We start from the raw sequence: 19,817 nt of genomic DNA on the forward strand, positions 1-19,817 counted from the left end.
CCCTTACTTTCACCCGTGTTTACATGGATGCGCGAAAGCTAAAGCCATGTATACAACCCTTGGCATGTGACCTGCGGAAATGCACACCCTGTATACAGGGTCACTTCGTGAACAGGGTGTGCCGATGGGGCCTGTATACAGGATTTACCACCCCATCGCCGCAGGTCACATGCCTGATCCCTCATTCCTCTCCACAAGTTCCGAGGAAGTTCGGTGTTAGGGACGAAAGGGCATAAGGGTAAGCGACGCCACCCCGCTTTTCGCTGCGCTCAAACCGGGGTGTCGCTCGGCATAGCCGAGGCTTTGGCCGGGGGCTCGGTTTCGCTGCGCTCAACCGGCCCCGTCCACCCGCTGGCGCGGGCCCCTTACCGCCCTGGTCTCACCTCTCGCTGGGGCTCGATGTGGCCAGGGTCGGCCCCTCGTTCGCTGGCGCTCACTCAGGGTGCCCAGGCGGCGGCTGGAGGCGATGTCGGATGCGTCAGCTCTGGTTCTCGCTGGGGCTCGTCCCTGTCTGTCTCATCCGTCGCCTCCAGCCGCCGTGCACCCGTCTCGTGGCCGAGCCGGTTGATCTGCCCGCGTGACCGCGGGCAGCTGTTGCGCCCCGCCGCAGGCGTGGCTTCGGGACTCCGGGGCGTCGCTGAGGCGGCGATCCCTGTCGGGTCGCTGATCCCCTCAAGCGCCCCGGCCGTCCGGGATGCGGATCTCGATCCGGCGCTAGAGACCGGGCTGCGACCCGGTCGGTATCGAGCCTGCGATTGCTGTTTCGATCTAGCCGATGAAGCGCCTCATCCACGCCGTCGACGCTGTCTCCAATCCCCGTGGCTGGCCTACCGGCAGCGTGGATTGAGGGGTGTCGTTGAGACGCCGATTCAGGTGGAGTTGAAGCGGCGATCTGATGGGGTTGTCGGCGCTACTTTTCCTCGTCAAGAACCCGCCCAGAACCGATCCCACGAGGGTCAGCGTGAGACGGGTGTTCCACCCTCGTGGAGGCGAGCCTGAGGCGCTGATTCTGGTGCCATCTGCGACGAGCATCGCGGCGGTTCTCCCCCACCGCCGAGCCACCTACGGGCGACCTCCAAGAGGCCCCGGCTGGCCCCGCCGCCCCGTCTGTGGCCACGGCGCTGCCGCGGCCACAGAGGCTGACGATCCGGCGTGTAAGGCTCAGCTCCGGGACGCGCTTGCCGTACCCCACATCGACCACGCGAGGCCTTGTCGATGGTGCGCCCAGTGGCGATCTCAGTAGGCATGATCCCCGCGACCTAACAGCGCTTCCCGGCCCCGTGAGTGGATATTCGCTGTGTTATTGGGGCCGATATTAGGCCACTTAATGACCGTCTTATTCTTACCCGCGTGAGGGTCGCTGGGCACGGCTCTGGTGGCCTGTTGCTGGCCCGGTCAATAACACGAGGAATAACGCCACCGACCCGACCTCGGTGGGCAGCCATAGGCTGCTCGAAGCTGGCGGCGAACACCGGTCTTCTCGTAGGCAATCCGTGTCGAAGCAGTACCGACACCGCACTCGTCCCCGTTCGTTTTTGGGCGGGAAAAGCTGGGTTTGTTCGACTGTTCGATACTCACTCATATGTTCGATAAACCGCGAATGTCACCCACCGTGAAGGAGCGCCCTCAATGACCCCGCAGTCTCGCCCCACTGACCACACTGCCGACCATAACGACTCAAGCCCCGATTGCTCGCCCGCGTCATCACCCACGGTGCTTAACCGCGAGACCGCCTTCCACGGAGCGATCTTCGACATCGAGGATGTCAGAGTCCGTCTCCACGACGGACGGGTGGCCCGCCGCCAGGTCGTCGCCAAAGCCGACGGGGCCATCACCATCCCGATCACCGACCGCGGCACGCTTATCATGGTGCTCCAGCACCGGGTGGGGCTCCTGGACAACCCCGCCTACCCCGACTGTGAGGTCTACGAGTTTCCAGCCGGCCACGTCGACCCGGGCGAGACGCCCGCGGCGGCCGCGGAACGCGAGCTGCTCGAGGAGACCGGCTACACGGCTGCGCGAGTGATCCCTGCCGGCTCCACGGCCACGGTGCCCAGTTACAACACCGAGTTTGGCTACCGCTTCCTGTGCGTCGATGCAGCACTGACCCAGACCCCAGCCCCGGGTCAGTTCGAGGACGTCCGGACAGCGGAGGTCACCGCCGACGAGGTCGCCGGCTTCATCGCCGGGATGCTTAGGGTGACGGTATCGCCGGAGGGTTGATGGCTGATAGCTGTGTGGAGGGGTGCTCTGCTCTATGCGTGAGATCGTCCACGGGAAGAGTGGACGATCTCGCGGTGAGAATGCAGTCGGGCCAGCGACAGGGCGCTCGTCAGTCAGTATATTTCTTCTGGAATTCCCGCATCGCCAAGTACACTTGCTTGTTTCTGCTGATGCCGGTGGCTTCCGTATAAGTGACCATCCATTCATAAAGATCCCATGGGATCTTATACGTTGTTTGATGCTGGTCATGGCCAGGATGTTTCTGGCCCCGGCGGTAATGATCCGGGACAATAAATCTTAATTTCGATGACACAGCCTCCTCTTGTGGTTGCTGTGATACTGAGGGTGGAGATGGTGGCGTGGTAGGCGGGCCCTGGGGTCGAACGCTTCGCCGTCGGTGGCGTGGTGATGTCATCGTGGTGACTCCTTCTTGGTTGAAGTTCGCCCACGACGATACTCAGGGCCTATGGCTTTTTTCGCAGATGTATCATAGGTGATTCAAATTTTATTCAAGATAATAAGGAGCTCCTGGGTACGGTAGGTCGCCACACTAGCGCTACCTGTACCTCTGCCGGGTTATCTCAGAGGAACTCGTACACAGGTGGCTGGACTGTGCCACCATTCTTCTTGATCGGAAACCAGTTGCTCCCTTTCAGGCTCCCGTGTCCACTGACGCTAAAAGATCGGGTCGCCGCCCGTTCTACTAGCTAGGTCGTGCGCCTCCGTGGGGCTTTCACAATCTCTCGGAGAAAGTATTGCAAGTGCCGTCGAAAACTATCCAGCCAACGTAGCCGGTATCCCTTGAGGGACGTGAATGTTTAGGATTTCTAGCCCATGTCCATGATGTTTTTATAGCCACAAGATGCGCACTGGACATAACCGTAGGAGTTTCCGCCATCTTCCCATGGTGCAGTGAAGTCGCCGCGAAGCTCCCGCTGGCAGCTCACACATGTACGTCCCGTGGTTCGACGGCTATCGTCAAAGGGACTGATGAGCCCCCCGTTCTGCAAGTAGAAGCGCTCACTGCAGCCAGTGCAGTTGAACCAATAGGTGGCATCGGGTGCATCCCCTTGAACCATGCTTCCGCATGCGGGACACGGTGGGATACCCATGGTTTCCTGGTAATGCTCGTGGCTGTCATAGAGGTTAGTACTTGTTACGTCATTATCGTGACTGCATTCTGTGCATTCCCACGTTGAGTAATCAGTTGTGAAGCCTGACTGGTCGTTTAACTTGGTGTTGCAGCCATCGCAATACCATTCATCGTCAGATCCGCCCAGGGACGATAGAAATCCGCCAACAATGTTCCCGAATAAACCCATGGTAGAAATCACTTTCTTAATAGTTTTTGCTGGTTATGAGCTTAAACTATTTGCTAGCGATAGAAGACTTGATCGGTGAGTTATCGCGTATGTTTCCAACGTCTTAGCGTAGGTATGTTGTTATGTTGGTACATTAATATGCCGTGAAGCTAAAGCGTAAGTATGTCAAATATGGTGCCACGTCCATCTTGGTTCTCTTCCACATGAAGGACGGGGTAGGTGAAACCGCCTCCGCGGCCCTGCTATGTGCGACTGCCTACGTTTGCGGAACATATGTCACTCTCATCGACTCCGGCCCTCAGGGCGCCGTCATCGGTTGGGGGTAGGCGGTGAGCAGGTTTCGAACAGATGTTTCTGCTGGCTAACAGCCCAGTCGTATCGGTGGGATAAAGTGCGGTTTTTACATAGCTGACCAGGAGGAGACGATTATGCGAAAGCTCAATACCCATAATTATTCGTGGGAGGGTCATTGGTGGCTTCCTGATCTTCAGGAGCGTCACCCGGGTGTCCTTTCCTATTCCCCAGCGGAGGGATTTGTCCTGAAGCTATTGAGTGAAGGATTTGAATCGCCCTACGTTGAAGTAGATGTGCCCCCCATTCGATTCACGGGCAAGGGGCGAGGGGTGAGGGTTCTCGGGCTGCGAGACAGCATCTACCCGGCAGTTTATGGTGAGGCGGACGGGAGGTTCGTGACGATCTTCAATGTGATGGGCATCCAGTCCTCCCAGAAGCATGCCGCCCAAGCAGCGTCAGCAAAATCCACCTATAACGCCTCAGCTGTGGTTGAAGGCGCTCATGTGCCAAGTGAAGATTCCGCCGTCATCAAATCAGCTTCGGTCTCCATTGATAATCTGCACCGATGGTTGGGGGGTCCGGAAGAACTCTCCGTTCTGTCCAGCTATTCGGAGGACCCCGTCCACCAGGTTCATCTTGTAGAGGTACGCACAGGCCGGAAGCTCGGGCCGAAACGTGGAGCAACTTTAGAGTGTGGAACAGCAGTGACCATCTCCCACAGCTGGATACTTCCGAATCTCCGGTGGTCAACAAATTCTTACGAGTCTCAAGCTCAAGAGTTCGCACAAATTGAGTTTGCGCCTCCCGCTTCGTGGTCCTTGATGGATGTCCGCAAGCATGCGTGGGAAATGTCTAGCTTGATCACCCTGGCACTTGACCGGCCTTGTGCGCCTCACGCGATTGACGTGGTAGTCCAGGATCCCGTGAAAGATCAGTGGGCTTCCTATCTCACACATAGGGCCACTGGAGAAAACAGTGAAGAATTCGTCCACAAGTACGACCCATCAACGTTCACCTGCGACGAGGTCCGATTCGAAGAAGTTGTCCCAGCATGGTTCGCCTTCTGTCGGAAGCACGGCGCAGTGCTGAATCTGTTCACCACCTTGAAGACCGGGACTGTGGACTATCTTGAAACTTCTGTGTTCTTAGCCGCGATTCTTGCTGAAGCGTTTCATAAGGGAGTCTTTGGAAGAAAGGGGGCGATTACACCTCAAGCCAGAGACCTCGCCGAGAAGATTTTCCATGAGGACACAAATCCGTCTTCTCTTTTCAAACGCCTTGTTGACCTGTACTGCCGGGCACCACAAGCTGTTGCGCACGCCCTGATTCCCGATCTAAAGGCATGGAGTCGGGAACACGTCAACGCACGCAACTCAATTTCTCATGAAGCTGGGTTGGGTGAAGCTTCGCCACACAGTGCCTGGGCCGCTGCCCAAGTCACCCTAGCTCTCGTGACGGCGCATTTGATGGTTGCTATTGGGGTGAGTGAGTCTATTATTGAGCAGGCCCTGACCGAGTCGCCGACTTTCCGGAAGGCCACTTACTCTGCAAAAAAGTATCTCAATACGGCTGATGGAAGCGGTGTTGTCGCAAAATAATGTTCAGCCCAGCTGTCTTCGCGGATATGGAAGCCGCATCCTAGGCGCTGACACTAGACATACAAACATAGGTGTGTTGTAGCGTTAAAGCGTGCAACATACGTATGTTGTGAGTTTAGGACGTAAGTATGTCAAACTAGGTTCATGTCCATTCTGACTATTGCCCACACGAAGGGCGGGGTAGGTAAAACAACCTCCGCCGTCTTGCTGTGCGCAGCTGCCCATGCCCGCGGAATAGACGTCACCCTCATCGACTCCGACGCCCAGGGCACCGCCACCGCCTGGGCCCAGGCGGCCGAGGAGGGGGGCGATGCCTTCCCCTGGCCCATCGTCACGGCGGCCACTCCCGCCCATCTTGTCCGCGCCCTCGACGATCGTGAGGGACTCGTCATCGTCGACACTCCACCCGGTGGTTACGAAGTTATCGAGACCGCGATCGAAGCCGGCGACTTGATCCTGATCCCTACCTCTGCCTCTCCCCTAGACATCAACCGAGTTTGGCCCACTGTGGAGGCGACCAGTCACAAACCGGCCGTAGTCTGCCTGACCCAAATCGACTCCCGCACGACCCTGCCCAAAGTTGCTCGCACCACGCTCGAAAGTGAGGACGTGGTCGTCACCGAGGCGGAGATACCCGCCCGCGAGGCGTTAAGACATATGTATGCTACAACGCCACAACGTCTATATGGCTATGATGAGCTGCTCGCCGAACTGCTGTCTTCGAACCTGCTAGGAGAATACTGATGGCCGACCTGTCCAAGAAGCTGGCGAAAGCCTCACCCACCACTGCGCCGAAAAAGAGGGTGGCAGACACTTTCACGACGGCCACCGACAAGCCCACCCGCACTACCGTCTACCTCCCGGCTGGCTTGGCTAAGCGGCTCAAGCACGCTGCTATCGAGGAGGAGAGCAGTGTCTCTGCGATCCTTGCCGAATTAGCGGAAAGTTGGCTGGAAAAAAAGAGTAGGTAAGTGTGTTTTTATGGCTAAACATACGACATAGAGACGCTATAACATAACAACGTCTTAGTGTAACAACGTCATTATTTACCTCTTTTTTCTGTTGAGAGCTACTTGCTTCGAGATTCTGGGGCGTGATCACCGGTAGAGGGCACATATGCAACAGAGCATAAAAAGACCTTACGGCGGTAGAAATTTTCCCTAATGGGGCATAAGGGCGTGTTATCCACGGCATATGTCCATGCAGTGACTTAGGCTGTCAGGAAGCATTAATGAAGAATGCCCCGCTGGCGGCAACCGGCGAGGCATTCGCTGACCCCCAGGTCTGCACCCTGGGAGAAAGCTTCACCGTGAGTATACCTACCCCACGTGTCGAAGTCCTACCGACACGATCATTACTGGGCGACGCCGTCGCCTTAGTCACTGAGCACCTTGGTGCACGCCCAGTTCAGCTACATTCCAATGGAGCCACCGCCGGGCAACGCGCGGGCCTACTGGCACATCTGGGGCGTGAAACCCTCCACGGGGCGCCGAAGCGAAACTTCTCTGCTGCTTGGCGCAAAAATTCGGACGGGACCAAGACCCCGCGGCTCTACCGGGTGGATTCCCCTGCGCTCGGCAGGCTGCAGTACGTCAAATTAGCTCACCCGCAGCGTGCCACCGTCATCGTCCTGGACATCGACCAGACCGGCACTGAAGGTGGACAGGTAAGTAACCTCCACCCGAACGTGATGACACTGCTGGCCCAGCTGGCTGATCATGGCGCCGGCCCCGCCTGGATTGGCGTCAACCCTCTTAACGGTAAAGGCCAGTTGATCTGGCAGATCGACCCCGTCTACGCCGACACCAGCGGTGACTCCTCGAATATCCGCTTGCTCAAGGCCACCACCGCGGTGTTGTGCGACCTGCTGGGGGCTGACCAGCACTTTGCGCACGGGTTTTCCCGCTCCCCCTTCTACACTGGAGATGATCCGACCGCATACCGGTGGCACTACCAACATGCCCGCGTGCACCGGTTATCCACCCTGATTGAGGAGGCACGAGCGATGTCCGGAGCACCTGCCGGTCATACTCCGGCCCCACGCCAGTCCTTCACCAGCGGACGTGAGCTCATCGAAGCTGTGAAAGCCCGCCGGGAGGAGGCCACCGCTTACTGGAAGATCGCCAAGGAACTAGAGGGCGAGATCGCTGACATGGATGCTTACGATGCCGAGCGCATCGATGGAGTGAAGGTCCTCTGGCTTATCGAAGGCCAGCGCGCAGCCCGCGACGAGACGGCCTTCCGCCATGCCCTGCGCAGCGCCCACAAGCTCCGAGCCGCCGGCAACCGTATGACGGACGCGGCGATCATCGACGCCTACGAGCACGCCTACGCAGTCGCCCAGCAGGTCGGTGCGGACGGGCGCGTCGCGGAGATGCCTCCGATGCGCGATCGCCAGACCATGGCTCGTCGCGTACGTGGCTATGTCCTGGCCGGTAATAAGGACGGTGGATCGAAAACAAGTGGCGGGGCTGGCTCCGGTACGGCGACGTCCCGTGAGCGCAAAGCACTTGCGACGATGGGGAGCCGGGGTGGAAAGAAGGCTGCGCAGCGATGGAAGGACCGCGATAGTGACTACGTCAAAAACGAGCTCGCGAAACTGGAGAAGACGCACCGTAAGAAACGCATCGCGGGACAAACGACTAAAGCACGCATCCAAACCCTCGTGGGGCAACACTACATAGAGACAGGAAAAGTGCTCTCCCGCAAAGAAATCATGACGGAAACGGGTCTCTCTCGAGCGACGGTCACCCGGCACCTCTCGGCGCTGAGGAGTGAAGGATTGATCCCTGAAACCTAGGGGGCTCACACCGTAAGCAATATACGGTTCCCCTGCGCTAGCAGTAGAGGCGGTGACCCACTACCTACCTGAAGGGCAGTGGGCGTGCAGAGGTTCTAGGTGGAGAGGTGCCGCTTCTTAGAGAGACACTGTGGTTCTTGGACTCATCATGTTGTGTGGGTGGGGTGGTGGGTCTACAGAGTTCTTGCGTACCTTGCCGGGGTGGGACACTGTGCGTCAGGCAGCGTGCTGGGCCATCGTCTCCATCTGCTCGATGACTAGCTTGATAGCCTCCGGTTGCTTATCCGGTGGGTAGCCGTTGAGGATCAACAACCGTTTGACCGAGGATCGTAGTTTCGCCCGGACATCCTCCCGGACTGTCCAGTCGGTGCGGACATCACGGCGCATCACGCCCACCAGCTGGCGGGCGATCTCGGCGAGCATCCCCGGCCCCTGCTCCTGGACCGCGGACTCGTTCAGCGCCACGGCATCGTAGAAGGCGAGCTCATCGTCGTTGAGCGGGGGAGTGAACTGCTTCCCGCGGGTGGCTTCCTGGGCGACTTCTTTGGCTAAGGCCACCAGCTCGGCGATGACCTCAGCTGAGGTCAACTGCTGGTTGGTGTACTTGTTCATCAGCTCGGTGATCCGCTCCGAGAACGCTCGCTGCCGGATGACGTTGTTGCGGGTGGTGCGCTGGGTTTCCTCCGCGATCAGTGCTCGTAGCGCTTCTATCGCCAGCTGTGGGTTGCGGGCCTTTTGGGTTCTGGCGATGAATTCTGGGGTCAGGTCGTCGAGGGAGGGTTTGGGCATGCCGGCAGCAGCGTAGATGTCCAGGACCTCGCCGGTGGCATCGGTAGCGGTAGCGATCAATTGCCCGAGCATGCGCTGGACGTCCTCCGGGACGGGTTCGCCACGGCTGGCGCGGTCCTGGGCGTCGTATTTGCCCATCCACACCCGGATCTCCTCGTACACCTGGATCTCCGGGCGTAGCTCCTCCAGCTGCCCGGACCCGGTGCACAGCGCCCACGCGCGGGCTAGCTGTCCGGCGGTGCGTTGGTAGCGGGCGGCCAGGGTCTCCGATTCGTCTTCCGCGGTAGCATTGCCGGGGGTGGCGGGATCGCGCAGGTAGTTCACCGCCCCGGTGACCGCGTTGAGGAAGGCCTTCGGCCCGGACTGATTGAGCACACCCCGCCAGTCGTAACCGTCGAGCAGCTCCCGGATCCGGCCGACAAGGACGGTGACTAGGGCGGCGGCTTCCTCGATGTTCTTGCCGACCGGCTTGTTCTTCTGATCGGTGTGGGAGTACTCGGCCAGGGCCGTGGCGAGGTTATCGGCCAGGGGAGCGTAGGCGACGAGCAGGCCGTCAGTTTTGCCGCGGAAGGTGCGGTTGACCCGGGCAAGGGTCTGCATCAGCAGTGCACCCTTCAAAGGGCGGTCAAGATACAAGGTGTGCAGGGGAGGGGAATCAAAGCCGGTGAGCATCATGTCCTTGACGATGACCAGCTCAAGCTCATCGTCCGGGTTTTTGAGTCGCTCTTTGATGGTGTTGTTCGCTGACGCACGACGCACGTGGTCGGCGACCGGGGGAGTATCTGATGCGGAGCCGGAGTAGACGACCTTGATCTTACCCTTGTCGATTTCCTCGGAGTGCCAGTCCGGGCGCAGGGTGGTGATCGCTTCGTAGAGGTTCGCACAGATCTCCCGGGTCGCACCCACAATCAGTGCTTTGCCGAAGGTAGGGGCACCGTCCGGATCGGCGATAAACGGGGCCACGGCCTGGCGGCGCTGCTCCCAGTGGGCAACCAGATCCTTCGCGAGAATGGCCAGGCGATCAGGTGCCCCGTAAACGGCGTTAACCACCGCAACGGACTGCTCGATCCGGGCCCTGGTCTCGCCCTCAAGCCCGGTGGTGGCCTCATCGGCGGCAGTGTCGAGATCATTCTCGGTGACACCGTCTGCCAGTTGCACCTTGATCAGGCGGGGTTCGAAGTAGACAGGCACGGTCGCGCCGTCGTCGACGGCGCGCGACAGGTCGTAGATGTCGATGTAGTCGCCGAACACATCGCGGGTGTTGCGGTCCTCGAAGGAGATCGGCGTGCCGGTGAACGCGATGAGCGTGGCGTTGGGCAGGGCGTCGCGTAGGTGGCGGGCGTAGCCGTCGAGGTCGTCGTAGTGGCTGCGGTGGGCCTCATCGACGATGACGATGATGTTCTTGCGGTCACTGAGCAGCGGGTGTTCGGTACCGGAGTCCTTCTCGTCTTTGGTCAGGCCGAATTTCTGCAGGGTGGTGAAGTAGATCCCCCCGGTCCCCCGGCCGGTGAGCTCTGCGCGTAACTGCGCGCGGGTGCTGATCTGGTGTGGGGTATCCGGTAGCAGCTGGGAGCGGGCGAAGCCGGAGTAGAGCTGCCCATCAAGTTCAGTGCGGTCGGTAACCAGGACGACGGTGGGGTTTTTCAGCACCGGGTGGCGCATGACGGCAGCAGTGTAGAGCTCCATTTCCATGGATTTGCCTGAGCCTTGGGTGTGCCAGACGACGCCGGCTTTGCCGTTGGTGCGTACCGCGTCAATCGTGGATCCTACGGCCTTGGTGACCGCGAAGTATTGGTGGGGTTTGGCGATGCGTTTGACCAGGCCGTCGGCGCCGGCATCGAACGCGGTGTAGGAGCGCAGCAGCTGCAGGAACCGGGTGGGGTTGTACAAGCCGGCAATCGCGGTTTCGATCGGTAGGACGGCTTGCCCGTCCATGGTGTGGTTGACGGGAACGGGGGCGCCGTCGTCGTCGACGTTCCAGGGGGAGAAGTGGTTGAGTGGGGTAAACGGGGTGCCGTACTTCGCGTCCAACCCATCGGAGGCAAAGGTGAACACACAGAACCGGAACGCCAGGGGAAATTCGCGGAGGTAGGTCTGCAGCTGGGCGTGGGCGGCTGCGACATTGGCTGTGTGGGAGCCGGCTTTTTTTAGTTCCATGATGCTCACAGGCATGCCGTTGCAGTAGAGCACGATATCAAACCGGCGTCGGTAGTCGCCCTGGACGAGGGTGATCTGGTTGACGGCGAGGAAATCGTTGTCGAACTCTTCTGTCCCGATGATGCGCAGGGTTGGGTTGTGTTCGGTGCCCTCTGAGTCGAGGTAGGTCAGCCGGTAGCCGTCGACGAACATCTTGTGGATGCGGTGGTTCTCGGTGATCGCATCCTGCGATGTGGGTGCGGTGATCTCAGCACAGGCCTGCTGTAGGTACTGATCTGGCACACCCGGATTCAGCCGGCGTAGGGCAGCAAGCAGGCGGGGGCGGATGAGTAGTTCATCCCAGGAGTCGCGCTCCCCGGTGCCGGGAGCGATGTCATCGCCGTGGAGGGGCAGCCAGCTGTTCTCCCCGAGCTGGTCGAGGACCAGAGCTTCCCAGTCAGCCTCGGAGAAACTGGTCTGTATACCCATCACACGCTCCTGTTTTCATCTTTTTATGTCCTATGACCTCACCTTAACCAGCGTGAACACCAGTCCAGGTCAGTAGACAGGCATATTCTTCACCACGAGGTGGATCAAAGGGTGCTCTCGAGAACCTTCTCCGCGTCCTTAACCTGAAGTTTTCCTGACATCAGCTGCGGTAAGAGCGCATCACGAGTGGCGGCGAGAGAGTGATTCTCAAGTAGTGCCGCCCGGGCGCTGTTATGGAGAGCAGCTGCGGTTTCATTAAAGGCCGCCATGGTCTCCGGGGCTGCCTTTCGGACCTGGAACTTCTTGAAGTTCCCTCGGCTCAACTCCAGGAAGGTGGCGCCGTTGGCGAGGGAAATGAACTCATCGACACGGCTGCGCATTTCGTGGAAGAGCCAGAAGCGCAGTGAGGGATCGTTCGGTTGCACGACAATGAAACCTTGATTGACGGCAGTTAATACTTGAGCGAGCGCGAAGGCGCCGATGGTTGCCCTAGACGTCATCAGGATTGACCCTGCCGGGTACAGCTCGGATGAGCAGGCATTCAGACCGGCTTCGGAGATAGTCCTGGAAGTTTTTTCCAGGTACGGACCGCTTAGCGCGGTCACGTCTGTCGGAGTCGCCCATGGCACCTCCCCGTCCCAATACTCGGGTTTCTTGGTGCTGGGGGTTCCTCCACCGGAAACCTTAGCGATATCAGCGAAAGTCTCATCTGAGTAGGTAGCTGATATGAGAGCGTGACGAAAAAGGGAATCGGCAAGCTTGTCAGAAGTCTTCGCCAGCTGGGTGTTGGCGGCGATCTTGTCGTCGAGAGCCCCAAGAACCTCCGCAATGGCACGCTGTTCAGTAAGGGGGGGAAGAACAGCATCAAAAGCTTCGATTCGAGAAGGGCTCGTATGGCGAACGGTGCTTCCTGAGGCGGTTCCTAAAATGTATGAACGGTATAAATCAGTGCGTAAATAGTACGCCAAAAAATTCTTACTTAGTCGATTCGGGTCGGTAACCTCTACGAGACCAATTCTCTGATTATGGAGATAACGGCGCCCAGCTGGCACCACCGCAGGCAATCCTAGAGTGTCCCCCGCCTTACTGAGATCCGTCATTGTGATGACTAGATCTCCTGGCTGCAACTCATACTCTTTAGGAAAATCACCAGAGAAGGTTTTTGGCTTTGCCTCTCGAAATCCGCCGCCTACAGCGAAATTACCTGGTGTTAGAAGTGTAGGAAAATTCAAATCCTCACTGAATTCCTTGCCTGGAAAAGCAAAACCATGCTTCACTCGGAGGATATCACCAAGGCGAATGGACTGGGGCTTAGACATCAATCCTCCCGAGTTGCTCGCGCACAATCGCTGCCAGTCGTTCGGATTCGTCGAACTGCTCGAAGAGTTCCTTCTTCAAACGGGCAATCTTTTCATTGATTGGTTCCCCGTCGTCTTCGATTTCGGCTGCGCCGACGTAGCGGCCGGGAGTCAGAGCGTAGTCGGCATCCTTGATCTCGTCGAGGGTGGCTGAGTAGCAGAAACCAGCCTCATTCTCGTAGGTCTTTCCTTCGGCGGAGGGGGTTCCGCGCCATGCGTGGAAGGTGTCGGCGATCTTGGCGATGTCTTCGTCACTGAGAGCGCGCTCTGCCCGGTCGATCATGTGGCCGAGGTTGCGGGCGTCGATGAACAGTACCTGCCCCGTACGGTCTATCGAGCCGTTCTCGCCGGCGGTTTTGTCCTTGGCGAAGAACCACACGCATACCGGAATACCGGTGGACCGGAACAACTGCGTGGGTAGGGCCACCATGCAGGAGACAAGGTCGGCTTCGACCAGTTCGGCACGGATTTTTCCTTCGCCACCCGAGTTGGAGGACATGGAGCCGTTGGCCATGACCACACCAGCCGACCCGCCGGGAGCGAGCTTGGAGATGATGTGCTGGATCCAGGCGTAGTTGGCGTTGTTCTTCGGGGGCACACCGTAGCGCCAGCGGGGGTCTTCTTCGTTGCGTGCCCAGTCCTTGATGTTGAACGGGGGGTTGGCCATGATGTAGTCGGCCTGCATATCTGGATGCTGGTCGCGGGCGAAGGTATCACCCCAGCGAGGGGCGAGGTTGGCGTTAAGTCCGTGGATGGCGAGGTTCATCTTGGCCATTCGCCAGGTACGTTCGTTGAGTTCCTGGCCGTAGACGGAGATCGCGGTGCGATCCTCGTTGTGGGCGTCAAGGAACTTTTCGGTCTGGACGAACATGCCACCTGAGCCGCAGCACGGGTCGTAGACTCGTCCGCTAGTCGGCTCGAGGACTTCGACGAGGACGCGGACGACGCCTGCAGGGGTGTAGAACTCGCCGCCGCGCTTGCCTTCTGCCCGGGCGAATTTCTCCAGGAAGTATTCGTAGACCTCGCCGAGTAGATCTCGTGCGCGACCGGGGCCTTGACCGGTAAACTGGGCGGTGTTGAACAGGTCAATCAGCTCACCAAGGCGGCGCTGATCGATGTTGTCGCGGTTGAAGATACGCGGCAGCGTGCCTGCCAGGGTGGGGTTCGCGGCCATGATCTCGTCCATGGCTGCATCGATGAGCTCACCGATGCTCTTCGGCGCCTGGCCGTTCAGGGCATGCAGGCCCTTGGCGTTATCCGCCAGGTACTCCCATCGGGCATGTTCAGGAACCCAGAACACACCGTGGCCGATGTATTCGTCGATGTCGTCGATGAGTAGCCCTATCTGCTCATCCGTCATGCCGTCCGCGGCGAGTTCCTCACGGAGCTGGGTGCGACGCTCGGTGAAAGCATCGGAGACGTATTTGAGGAACACCAGTCCAAGGATGACGTCCTTGTACTGGGAGGCATCCATGGAACCGCGGAGTTTGTCGGCGGCCTTCCAGAGCGTGTCCTTCAGTTCCTTCATGGTCGAGGGCGTAGCCCCGTCCTTCTTCTTCGTAGACAAATTGTTTTCCTTGTGTAGAGATGGTCTTTTTAGCTTAGGCGCAGTGGTCGACATACCTACCCTCGGTCCTCTTTGATTATCGAATGCTTGTGCGCTAAGAGGGGGTTGTAGTGTTGTCGGTGTCCAGTTGGTGTTGTCGCCGTAGCGGACGAGATTTATTGCGGCATCTACGGTCTGGCTGACCTGTTGGGGCAGGCGCTCAGCGGTGGTCTGGAGATCAGCCAGTTTGGTCAGAGGGCCAGCAGGTTCAGTTTGGTGTTCGCCAGCCGGATTTGGAATTTCGATCTTCTGGGGGTCTCTCCGGTAGATCACTGTCTCGAGGTTGGCCGCTTCATTGAATGAGGCATTGATGCAGGCTACTAAGCAGTTATGACTCCTCCCTCCGGGTGCCTTAAGAGGTGCAGGGTGGGCGGAAAAACATACGTATGTTGTAACGTCATGGCGCTAAATATAAGTATGTTGTGGTGTTATGGCGATTTAGTGCGTAGCAGCTCAACTCCCAGAACTTCTGCTTAGAGATCGCGCGGATAGGTCAGGGTTGTTGGGTCGGGCGAGTCTCCCAGCGATAGGTGCACCAGGCCTCCCGGGCCAGCCGGCGAACAACGATCACGGCGTTGGCTAAAGAAATGAACGCTTCAATGACCCGGATGCGACGTTCGGTACACACCTGCAGTTTCTTGAACCCGCGGTTATGCCACGAGTTCGTCCGCTCCACCACCCACCGGGCCCCGGCCTGCAACGGGACCCCTTTCTGGCTGATCACCCACTCGCAGCCAAGTTCGGTCAACAGACTGCGGGTCTTGCTTGAGTCGTATCCGGCGTCCAGATGCACGGTGATTTGATCGGGCAGGGCGAGTCCGAACCGGCCTAGTTTCTCCAATGTCGGGCGCAACAACGGTGAGTCATGCCGGTTGGCACCGGCGACCACGCACCCAAGCGGGATACCTGCGCCGTCGACCAGCAGGGAGCGTTTCGTGCCTTGTTTGCCCCGGTCAACCGGGGATCGCCCGGCGGCTTCACCACCGCAGGGGGCTTTGACGATGCACCCGTCCACGCTTAAGTTTTCCAGATCGAGTCCGACGATACGGTCGTAGAATTCCAAACAGATCTGTTCCAGCTGCTCGAAGATGCCGGCGGTGATCCACTCGTCCCGGCGATCTTGGCATAGGAGGCGCCGAGGACGAGGACCTGGATGAGCTTGTCGAAGATGATCCGGTCCGGGATTCGTGGGCGGTGGCACCGAAGTGGGTGGGTGTCGGTCACGGGTGGGATCAGCGCGGCGAACTGGCACCAGAGGGGGTCGATGATAGAGGATGGAAGGGCAGGCACGAGTGCTCCTGAGTGGTGTACGTTTTCTTGGTCGAATCCGTATCTACCAGGCCTCGTGCCTGCTCTTGTTCACCACCCCACCGTGGCCCCCTGTATCTTCCTATCCGCGCAATCTCTTATAACAACGATGCGTGCAAAAGTAGCTGCCTACACCACCGAGCGAGATGTAGCCAGAATAGAATCTGCTGCTAACACCGCTTCGACCTTGTGCTTAGTAGTCTGTGCTGCTGAAATCTCATCTCGTGCATTCATGAGTCGCCGATAAATATCCGCAATCACTTTTTCGCGTCCTTCAAGGGCGGTACCGATCCCCTGCGTGAACATTAACTTATCCCACACAATGATCTGTTCACTAAGATCAAAAGAAGCATCTGCAGCCAAAGCATCAATTTCATTATTAACAGCTTCACTATCATGATCTACAGAGAACTGAGATCTGATAATCAATATCAACCCTATAACAGGAACGATAAAAGTCACCAAGAACGCCAGAATCCATAGAATCGGACCCCAAGCGAAGAAAAGTACAACAGGGGCACCCAGCACAGTCATAGCGATCCAAAACTGCTTATTGTCGTTCTTACCCTGCTCTGTTGGATCATTACTCATATTTATAAATTAAATCCATTTCAAATAACCAGGCCAAAGCGAGATTGCTGCATAAAACAACAGAATACCCGCGATTAATCCAATAACGACAAGTACAATTCCGATATTCCTGAGAAATAGATCATTAGTCACAGGCTTCGCATAGACATCACCAGCAAGATTACGCAAATGCGCTCGCACACTTGCCTGTTCAACCTCTGACATAGCTTGGCGACGCTGGCGGCGGATACGCTCAACATCAGCGACAGACACCCGTGGCGCTTCTTTGGGGCGACCAAGCTCAGCCCACGTGAATTTTGACATGTATAAAATTTAACACGGTGTTGTGTAAAACATATATCTATCCTGCAGCAGTATAAAAGGGACCTGACCCGCCCGTTAGGTGTCTACCAAACGGAGGTCAGGTCCATAAGAACCAGATCTCAACATTATAGAAATGTTGATAATAATGTATGTATCACCAGTGTCGCGACAATCGTTACGACCGTCTTGCCTGGCCACCGCGCATAGTTAAAATCGATCCCCCTTCCCCACCGCATGGGCACCATTGCAGCAGGATCCCCCGGGTTGTAGTAGAAAATACGCAGAACATAATGGGCAGGGTCGTCCCGGGGATCTTTCCCTTTACCCACACAGGGCAGATTGTCCGACATCGTTTGCCCCGACCGGTTATCAGCTACCCCATCATCATCTGAGGTCATTGTCGTCCCAACATCCCAATCAACGTGGTGAATCCTTATCGTCCCTCCTCCAGCGTAGGGCACCTCTGTTAGCCGAATAGCGGCCCACGTAGTAGGAACGCTATTAGTTAGAGTGCTATTGAGGCGGGCGCACAAGTGCCATGGCGAGGGTGTCCCATTTCCAAGGAAGTGGAACACCCTTAATGACGCCAATTGAAAATGCATAGTCCCAGGAGAAAATTGTTCCACAAGCTATTCCAACGAACTGCCTCACTAAAGCTGCTGCAGAATAGACTTCCGGTACGCTGTGGGCCATGGATATTGGTTACGCCCGGGTTTCCACCGCGAAACAAGACCTCGACCGCCAGATCGACGCGCTCCGTAAAGAAGGTGTTGCGGACAAATACATCTACGTCGACAAGAAATCCGGATCCACCACGAATCGGCCCGGACTCCAGCAAGCCCTGGAGCAAGCCCGCGCGGGAGATGTCATCGTCGTCCACACCCTCGACCGGCTGGGCCGCACCGTCCGTGACACCCTTAACCTGATCCATGACCTTCAGGAGCGTGAGGTCGGGGTGCGCACCTTGGCCGATCCGATCAAGGTCGATTCCTCGAACCCGAATGATCCGATGGCGCAGTTGGCGGTGGTGATCTTGTCGTTGTTCGGGCAGATGGAACGCACCTACGCCGTCGAGCGCGCGGCCCATGCCCGGGCCGTGGCCGAGGCGAAGGGAAAGCGCGTGGGCCGGCCCAGTGTGGTGGACCCGGACAAACTCCGATACGCCGAACACTTGCGCAACGAGGGTTACTCGATGAGCAAGATTGTGGAGAAGACCGGCATCACCCGCTCCAGTCTCTACCGGCACCTCCCGCCCCGGCCGGTAGAGACCCACACCGCTGCAGACATCCCCGACGCCTCAAGCCCCACCTTGGGGTGACGGTTGGGACTGCGGATGTGTTGTTGGACTACCCGTCATCGACTGGTCCGAGACAGCGTCCGTAGCCCCTCAATACTCGTGTGTACCAAGCTGAAAACATCAGACGTCGTGTTCACTATGTCGCGGGGCAGTACAGCTAGGACACCTTCCGGCCCTGTTCGGGATCATTGGCCAGGGAGATCAGTTTCCTGAGTGCGCGGACGGGGATCGTCGCCTCGTCGCTGGTGTGCTCGGCGACAGCGCCTTCGACCATCCGGCGGATGACTGACCCGGTGGTGTCGTTTCCTTCTGCGGCAATCTTTCGGACCGCCTCCAGAACCGATACCGGCAGCCGGACAGTAAAGGAGTCCATCGGTTCCGTCGGCCCGCCGGGACCGGCATCATCTGTCGTCGGCTGGGCGGCCTTGGCCTCCTCGGAGAAGTCGCCGGTGTCGTAGTAGTCGGCCAGTTCCTGGAAGTTAGTGTTCATTATGTCCCCTTGTGTTTGAAGTTCTTTTTCTCGCCCGGGGTCATCTCCCGTGCGGTCACCACATAGTCGCGGCCATCGAGGGCTTCGGCCAGGACGACCAGCAGATGTCGTCCGGAGTTCGTGGTGCCGAACACCAGCGTGGTGTTGTCTCGGCCCGGTCGGTAGAGCTTGGGATCTGCTTGTAAGACCTCATGGACGTCTGCGGGAGTGACATTGTGTCGAGCGATGTGCTGTTCGCTCATATCAGTCCAGGCGATCTCGTGCCACATTCATATATCCTGTCTGACCTCCACTTCATGTACGTATACATATCGTACGCGATAGCGCGCTCGGGGGAAAGGGGGTCTGGCGGCGGGTGCCCTGCTTCGTGCGGCGGTATCTTTGGCCGCCGGCAAGCGCGTCTCGAGCGTCTGTGTGGTCTATCCGGGTGTTCTCATCAGATAACAGCTGAGCCGCCCTTCGGCGCTGCAATCCACAGCGACCTTGGACGACATTTTCCTGACGGGTGTCACGTAAACGATCGTATAAGTGATGGGAAAATACTATGACACTGATTGGTTATATGCGGGTCTCCAAGTCGGACGGATCGCAGACCACCGATCTGCAGCGCGACGCCCTCATCAATGCCGGGGTGGATCCGGGGCATCCCTATGAAGACCGGGCGTCGGGCAAAAGTGAGGACCGCCCGCATCTCGAGGCGTGCCTCAAGGCACTGCGCCCTGGCGACACCCTGCTCGTGTGGAAACTCGACCGGTTGGGCAGGAATCTACGACACCTGGTCAACATCGTCCATGACCTCACCGCCCGGGAGGTGGGGCTGAAGGTGCTCACCGGTCAGGGGGCGGCGATCGACACGACCTCGGCCCAGGGCAAGCTAGTGTTCGGGATTTTCGCTGCCCTGGCCGAGTTCGAGCGTGAGCTGATCTCCGAGCGCACCAAAGCCGGCCTGGAATCTGCCCGGGCCCGCGGGTGCAAGGGGGGCCGGCCGTTCAAGATGACCCCGGCGAAAGTGCGTCTGGCGATGGCGGCAATGGGCCAACCCGAGACCAGTGTCGCCGCGTTGTGTAAAGAACTCGGGATTACCCGTCAGACCCTCTACCGGCACGTCTCTCCCACCGGTGAGCTGCGGGAGGATGGGCGCAAGCTGCTTTCCGGGAGCTGACTACTGGCGGTAGAGCGCGGGTGGGTCGGGTTTTCTGGGGTCGTCTCGAGG

At 58.4% G+C, this 19,817-nt stretch carries 14 protein-coding genes and 1 pseudogene; 7 read left to right on the plus strand and 8 right to left on the minus strand.

The features are described 5' to 3' along the window. Positions 1-1,713: 1,713 nt before the first annotated feature. The 5 genes from H9627_RS13390 (at position 1,714) to H9627_RS13410 (ending at position 8,237) form a co-directional block, all read left to right on the plus strand. Entirely contained in the window at positions 1,714-2,223 is a 510-nt protein-coding gene (locus H9627_RS13390; RefSeq protein ID WP_191734534.1) for an NUDIX hydrolase, read from the plus strand. A gap of 1,750 nt (positions 2,224-3,973) precedes the next feature. After that, the gene (locus tag H9627_RS13395) at positions 3,974-5,437 is read left to right on the plus strand and encodes an ApeA N-terminal domain 1-containing protein (protein WP_191734535.1); all 1,464 of its coding nucleotides are present in this window, start codon (positions 3,974-3,976) and stop codon (positions 5,435-5,437) included. 144 nt (positions 5,438-5,581) lie between these two features. Continuing rightward, a complete protein-coding gene (locus H9627_RS13400; protein WP_191734536.1) occupies positions 5,582-6,181 on the plus strand; it encodes a ParA family protein in 600 nt (199 codons plus the stop codon). Further along, positions 6,181-6,408 (plus strand): ribbon-helix-helix domain-containing protein, encoded by a 228-nt coding sequence (locus H9627_RS13405; protein ID WP_191734537.1) that lies wholly within the window; start codon positions 6,181-6,183, stop codon positions 6,406-6,408. The genes H9627_RS13400 and H9627_RS13405 overlap by 1 nt, the downstream gene beginning before the upstream one ends. A 587-nt stretch (positions 6,409-6,995) precedes the next feature. After that, positions 6,996-8,237 carry a replication initiation protein gene (locus H9627_RS13410; protein WP_318247802.1) on the plus strand — a complete coding sequence of 414 codons (1,242 nt, stop codon included), beginning with the start codon at positions 6,996-6,998 and terminating at the stop codon, positions 8,235-8,237. A gap of 216 nt (positions 8,238-8,453) precedes the next feature. On the opposite strand, the gene H9627_RS13415 is transcribed toward H9627_RS13410, so the two are convergent. From H9627_RS13415 to H9627_RS13440, 6 genes and pseudogenes are all read right to left on the minus strand, one after another. After that, entirely contained in the window at positions 8,454-11,651 is a 3,198-nt protein-coding gene (locus H9627_RS13415) for a type I restriction endonuclease subunit R (protein ID WP_191734539.1), read from the minus strand. 104 nt (positions 11,652-11,755) lie between these two features. Beyond that, a complete protein-coding gene (locus H9627_RS13420; protein ID WP_191734540.1) occupies positions 11,756-12,970 on the minus strand; it encodes a restriction endonuclease subunit S in 1,215 nt (404 codons plus the stop codon). Next, positions 12,963-14,537: a class I SAM-dependent DNA methyltransferase gene (locus H9627_RS13425; protein ID WP_191734573.1), complete on the minus strand. Its 1,575-nt coding sequence runs from the start codon at positions 14,535-14,537 to the stop codon at positions 12,963-12,965. Before H9627_RS13425 ends, H9627_RS13420 begins: the two co-directional genes overlap by 8 nt. 571 nt (positions 14,538-15,108) lie before the next feature. Beyond that, positions 15,109-15,905, minus strand: a pseudogene (locus tag H9627_RS13430) (IS5 family transposase). 147 nt (positions 15,906-16,052) lie between these two features. Continuing rightward, the gene (locus H9627_RS13435; protein WP_191734541.1) at positions 16,053-16,514 is read right to left on the minus strand and encodes a hypothetical protein; all 462 of its coding nucleotides are present in this window, start codon (positions 16,512-16,514) and stop codon (positions 16,053-16,055) included. 9 nt (positions 16,515-16,523) lie between these two features. Next, positions 16,524-16,817, minus strand: a complete 294-nt coding sequence (locus tag H9627_RS13440) for a hypothetical protein (RefSeq protein ID WP_191734542.1) — start codon at positions 16,815-16,817, stop codon at positions 16,524-16,526. A gap of 691 nt (positions 16,818-17,508) precedes the next feature. On the opposite strand from H9627_RS13440, the gene H9627_RS13445 reads away from it, so the two are divergent. After that, positions 17,509-18,135 (plus strand): recombinase family protein, encoded by a 627-nt coding sequence (locus H9627_RS13445; protein WP_191734543.1) that lies wholly within the window; start codon positions 17,509-17,511, stop codon positions 18,133-18,135. A gap of 136 nt (positions 18,136-18,271) precedes the next feature. Here H9627_RS13445 and H9627_RS13450 read toward each other — a convergent pair whose 3' ends face one another. Together H9627_RS13450 and H9627_RS13455 are read right to left on the minus strand one after the other, a co-directional pair. Further along, the gene (locus tag H9627_RS13450; RefSeq protein WP_191734544.1) at positions 18,272-18,604 is read right to left on the minus strand and encodes a ribbon-helix-helix protein, CopG family; all 333 of its coding nucleotides are present in this window, start codon (positions 18,602-18,604) and stop codon (positions 18,272-18,274) included. Next, positions 18,604-18,873 carry a hypothetical protein gene (locus tag H9627_RS13455; RefSeq protein ID WP_191734545.1) on the minus strand — a complete coding sequence of 90 codons (270 nt, stop codon included), beginning with the start codon at positions 18,871-18,873 and terminating at the stop codon, positions 18,604-18,606. The genes H9627_RS13450 and H9627_RS13455 overlap by 1 nt, the downstream gene beginning before the upstream one ends. Before the next feature lie 275 nt (positions 18,874-19,148). Between H9627_RS13455 and H9627_RS13460 the strand changes: the two genes are divergently transcribed. Then, a complete protein-coding gene (locus H9627_RS13460) occupies positions 19,149-19,766 on the plus strand; it encodes a recombinase family protein (protein ID WP_191734546.1) in 618 nt (205 codons plus the stop codon). Positions 19,767-19,817 lie beyond the last annotated feature (51 nt).

It is taken from the genome of Corynebacterium gallinarum (assembly GCF_014837045.1).
GTDB classification, from domain to species: Bacteria; Actinomycetota; Actinomycetes; order Mycobacteriales; family Mycobacteriaceae; genus Corynebacterium; species Corynebacterium gallinarum.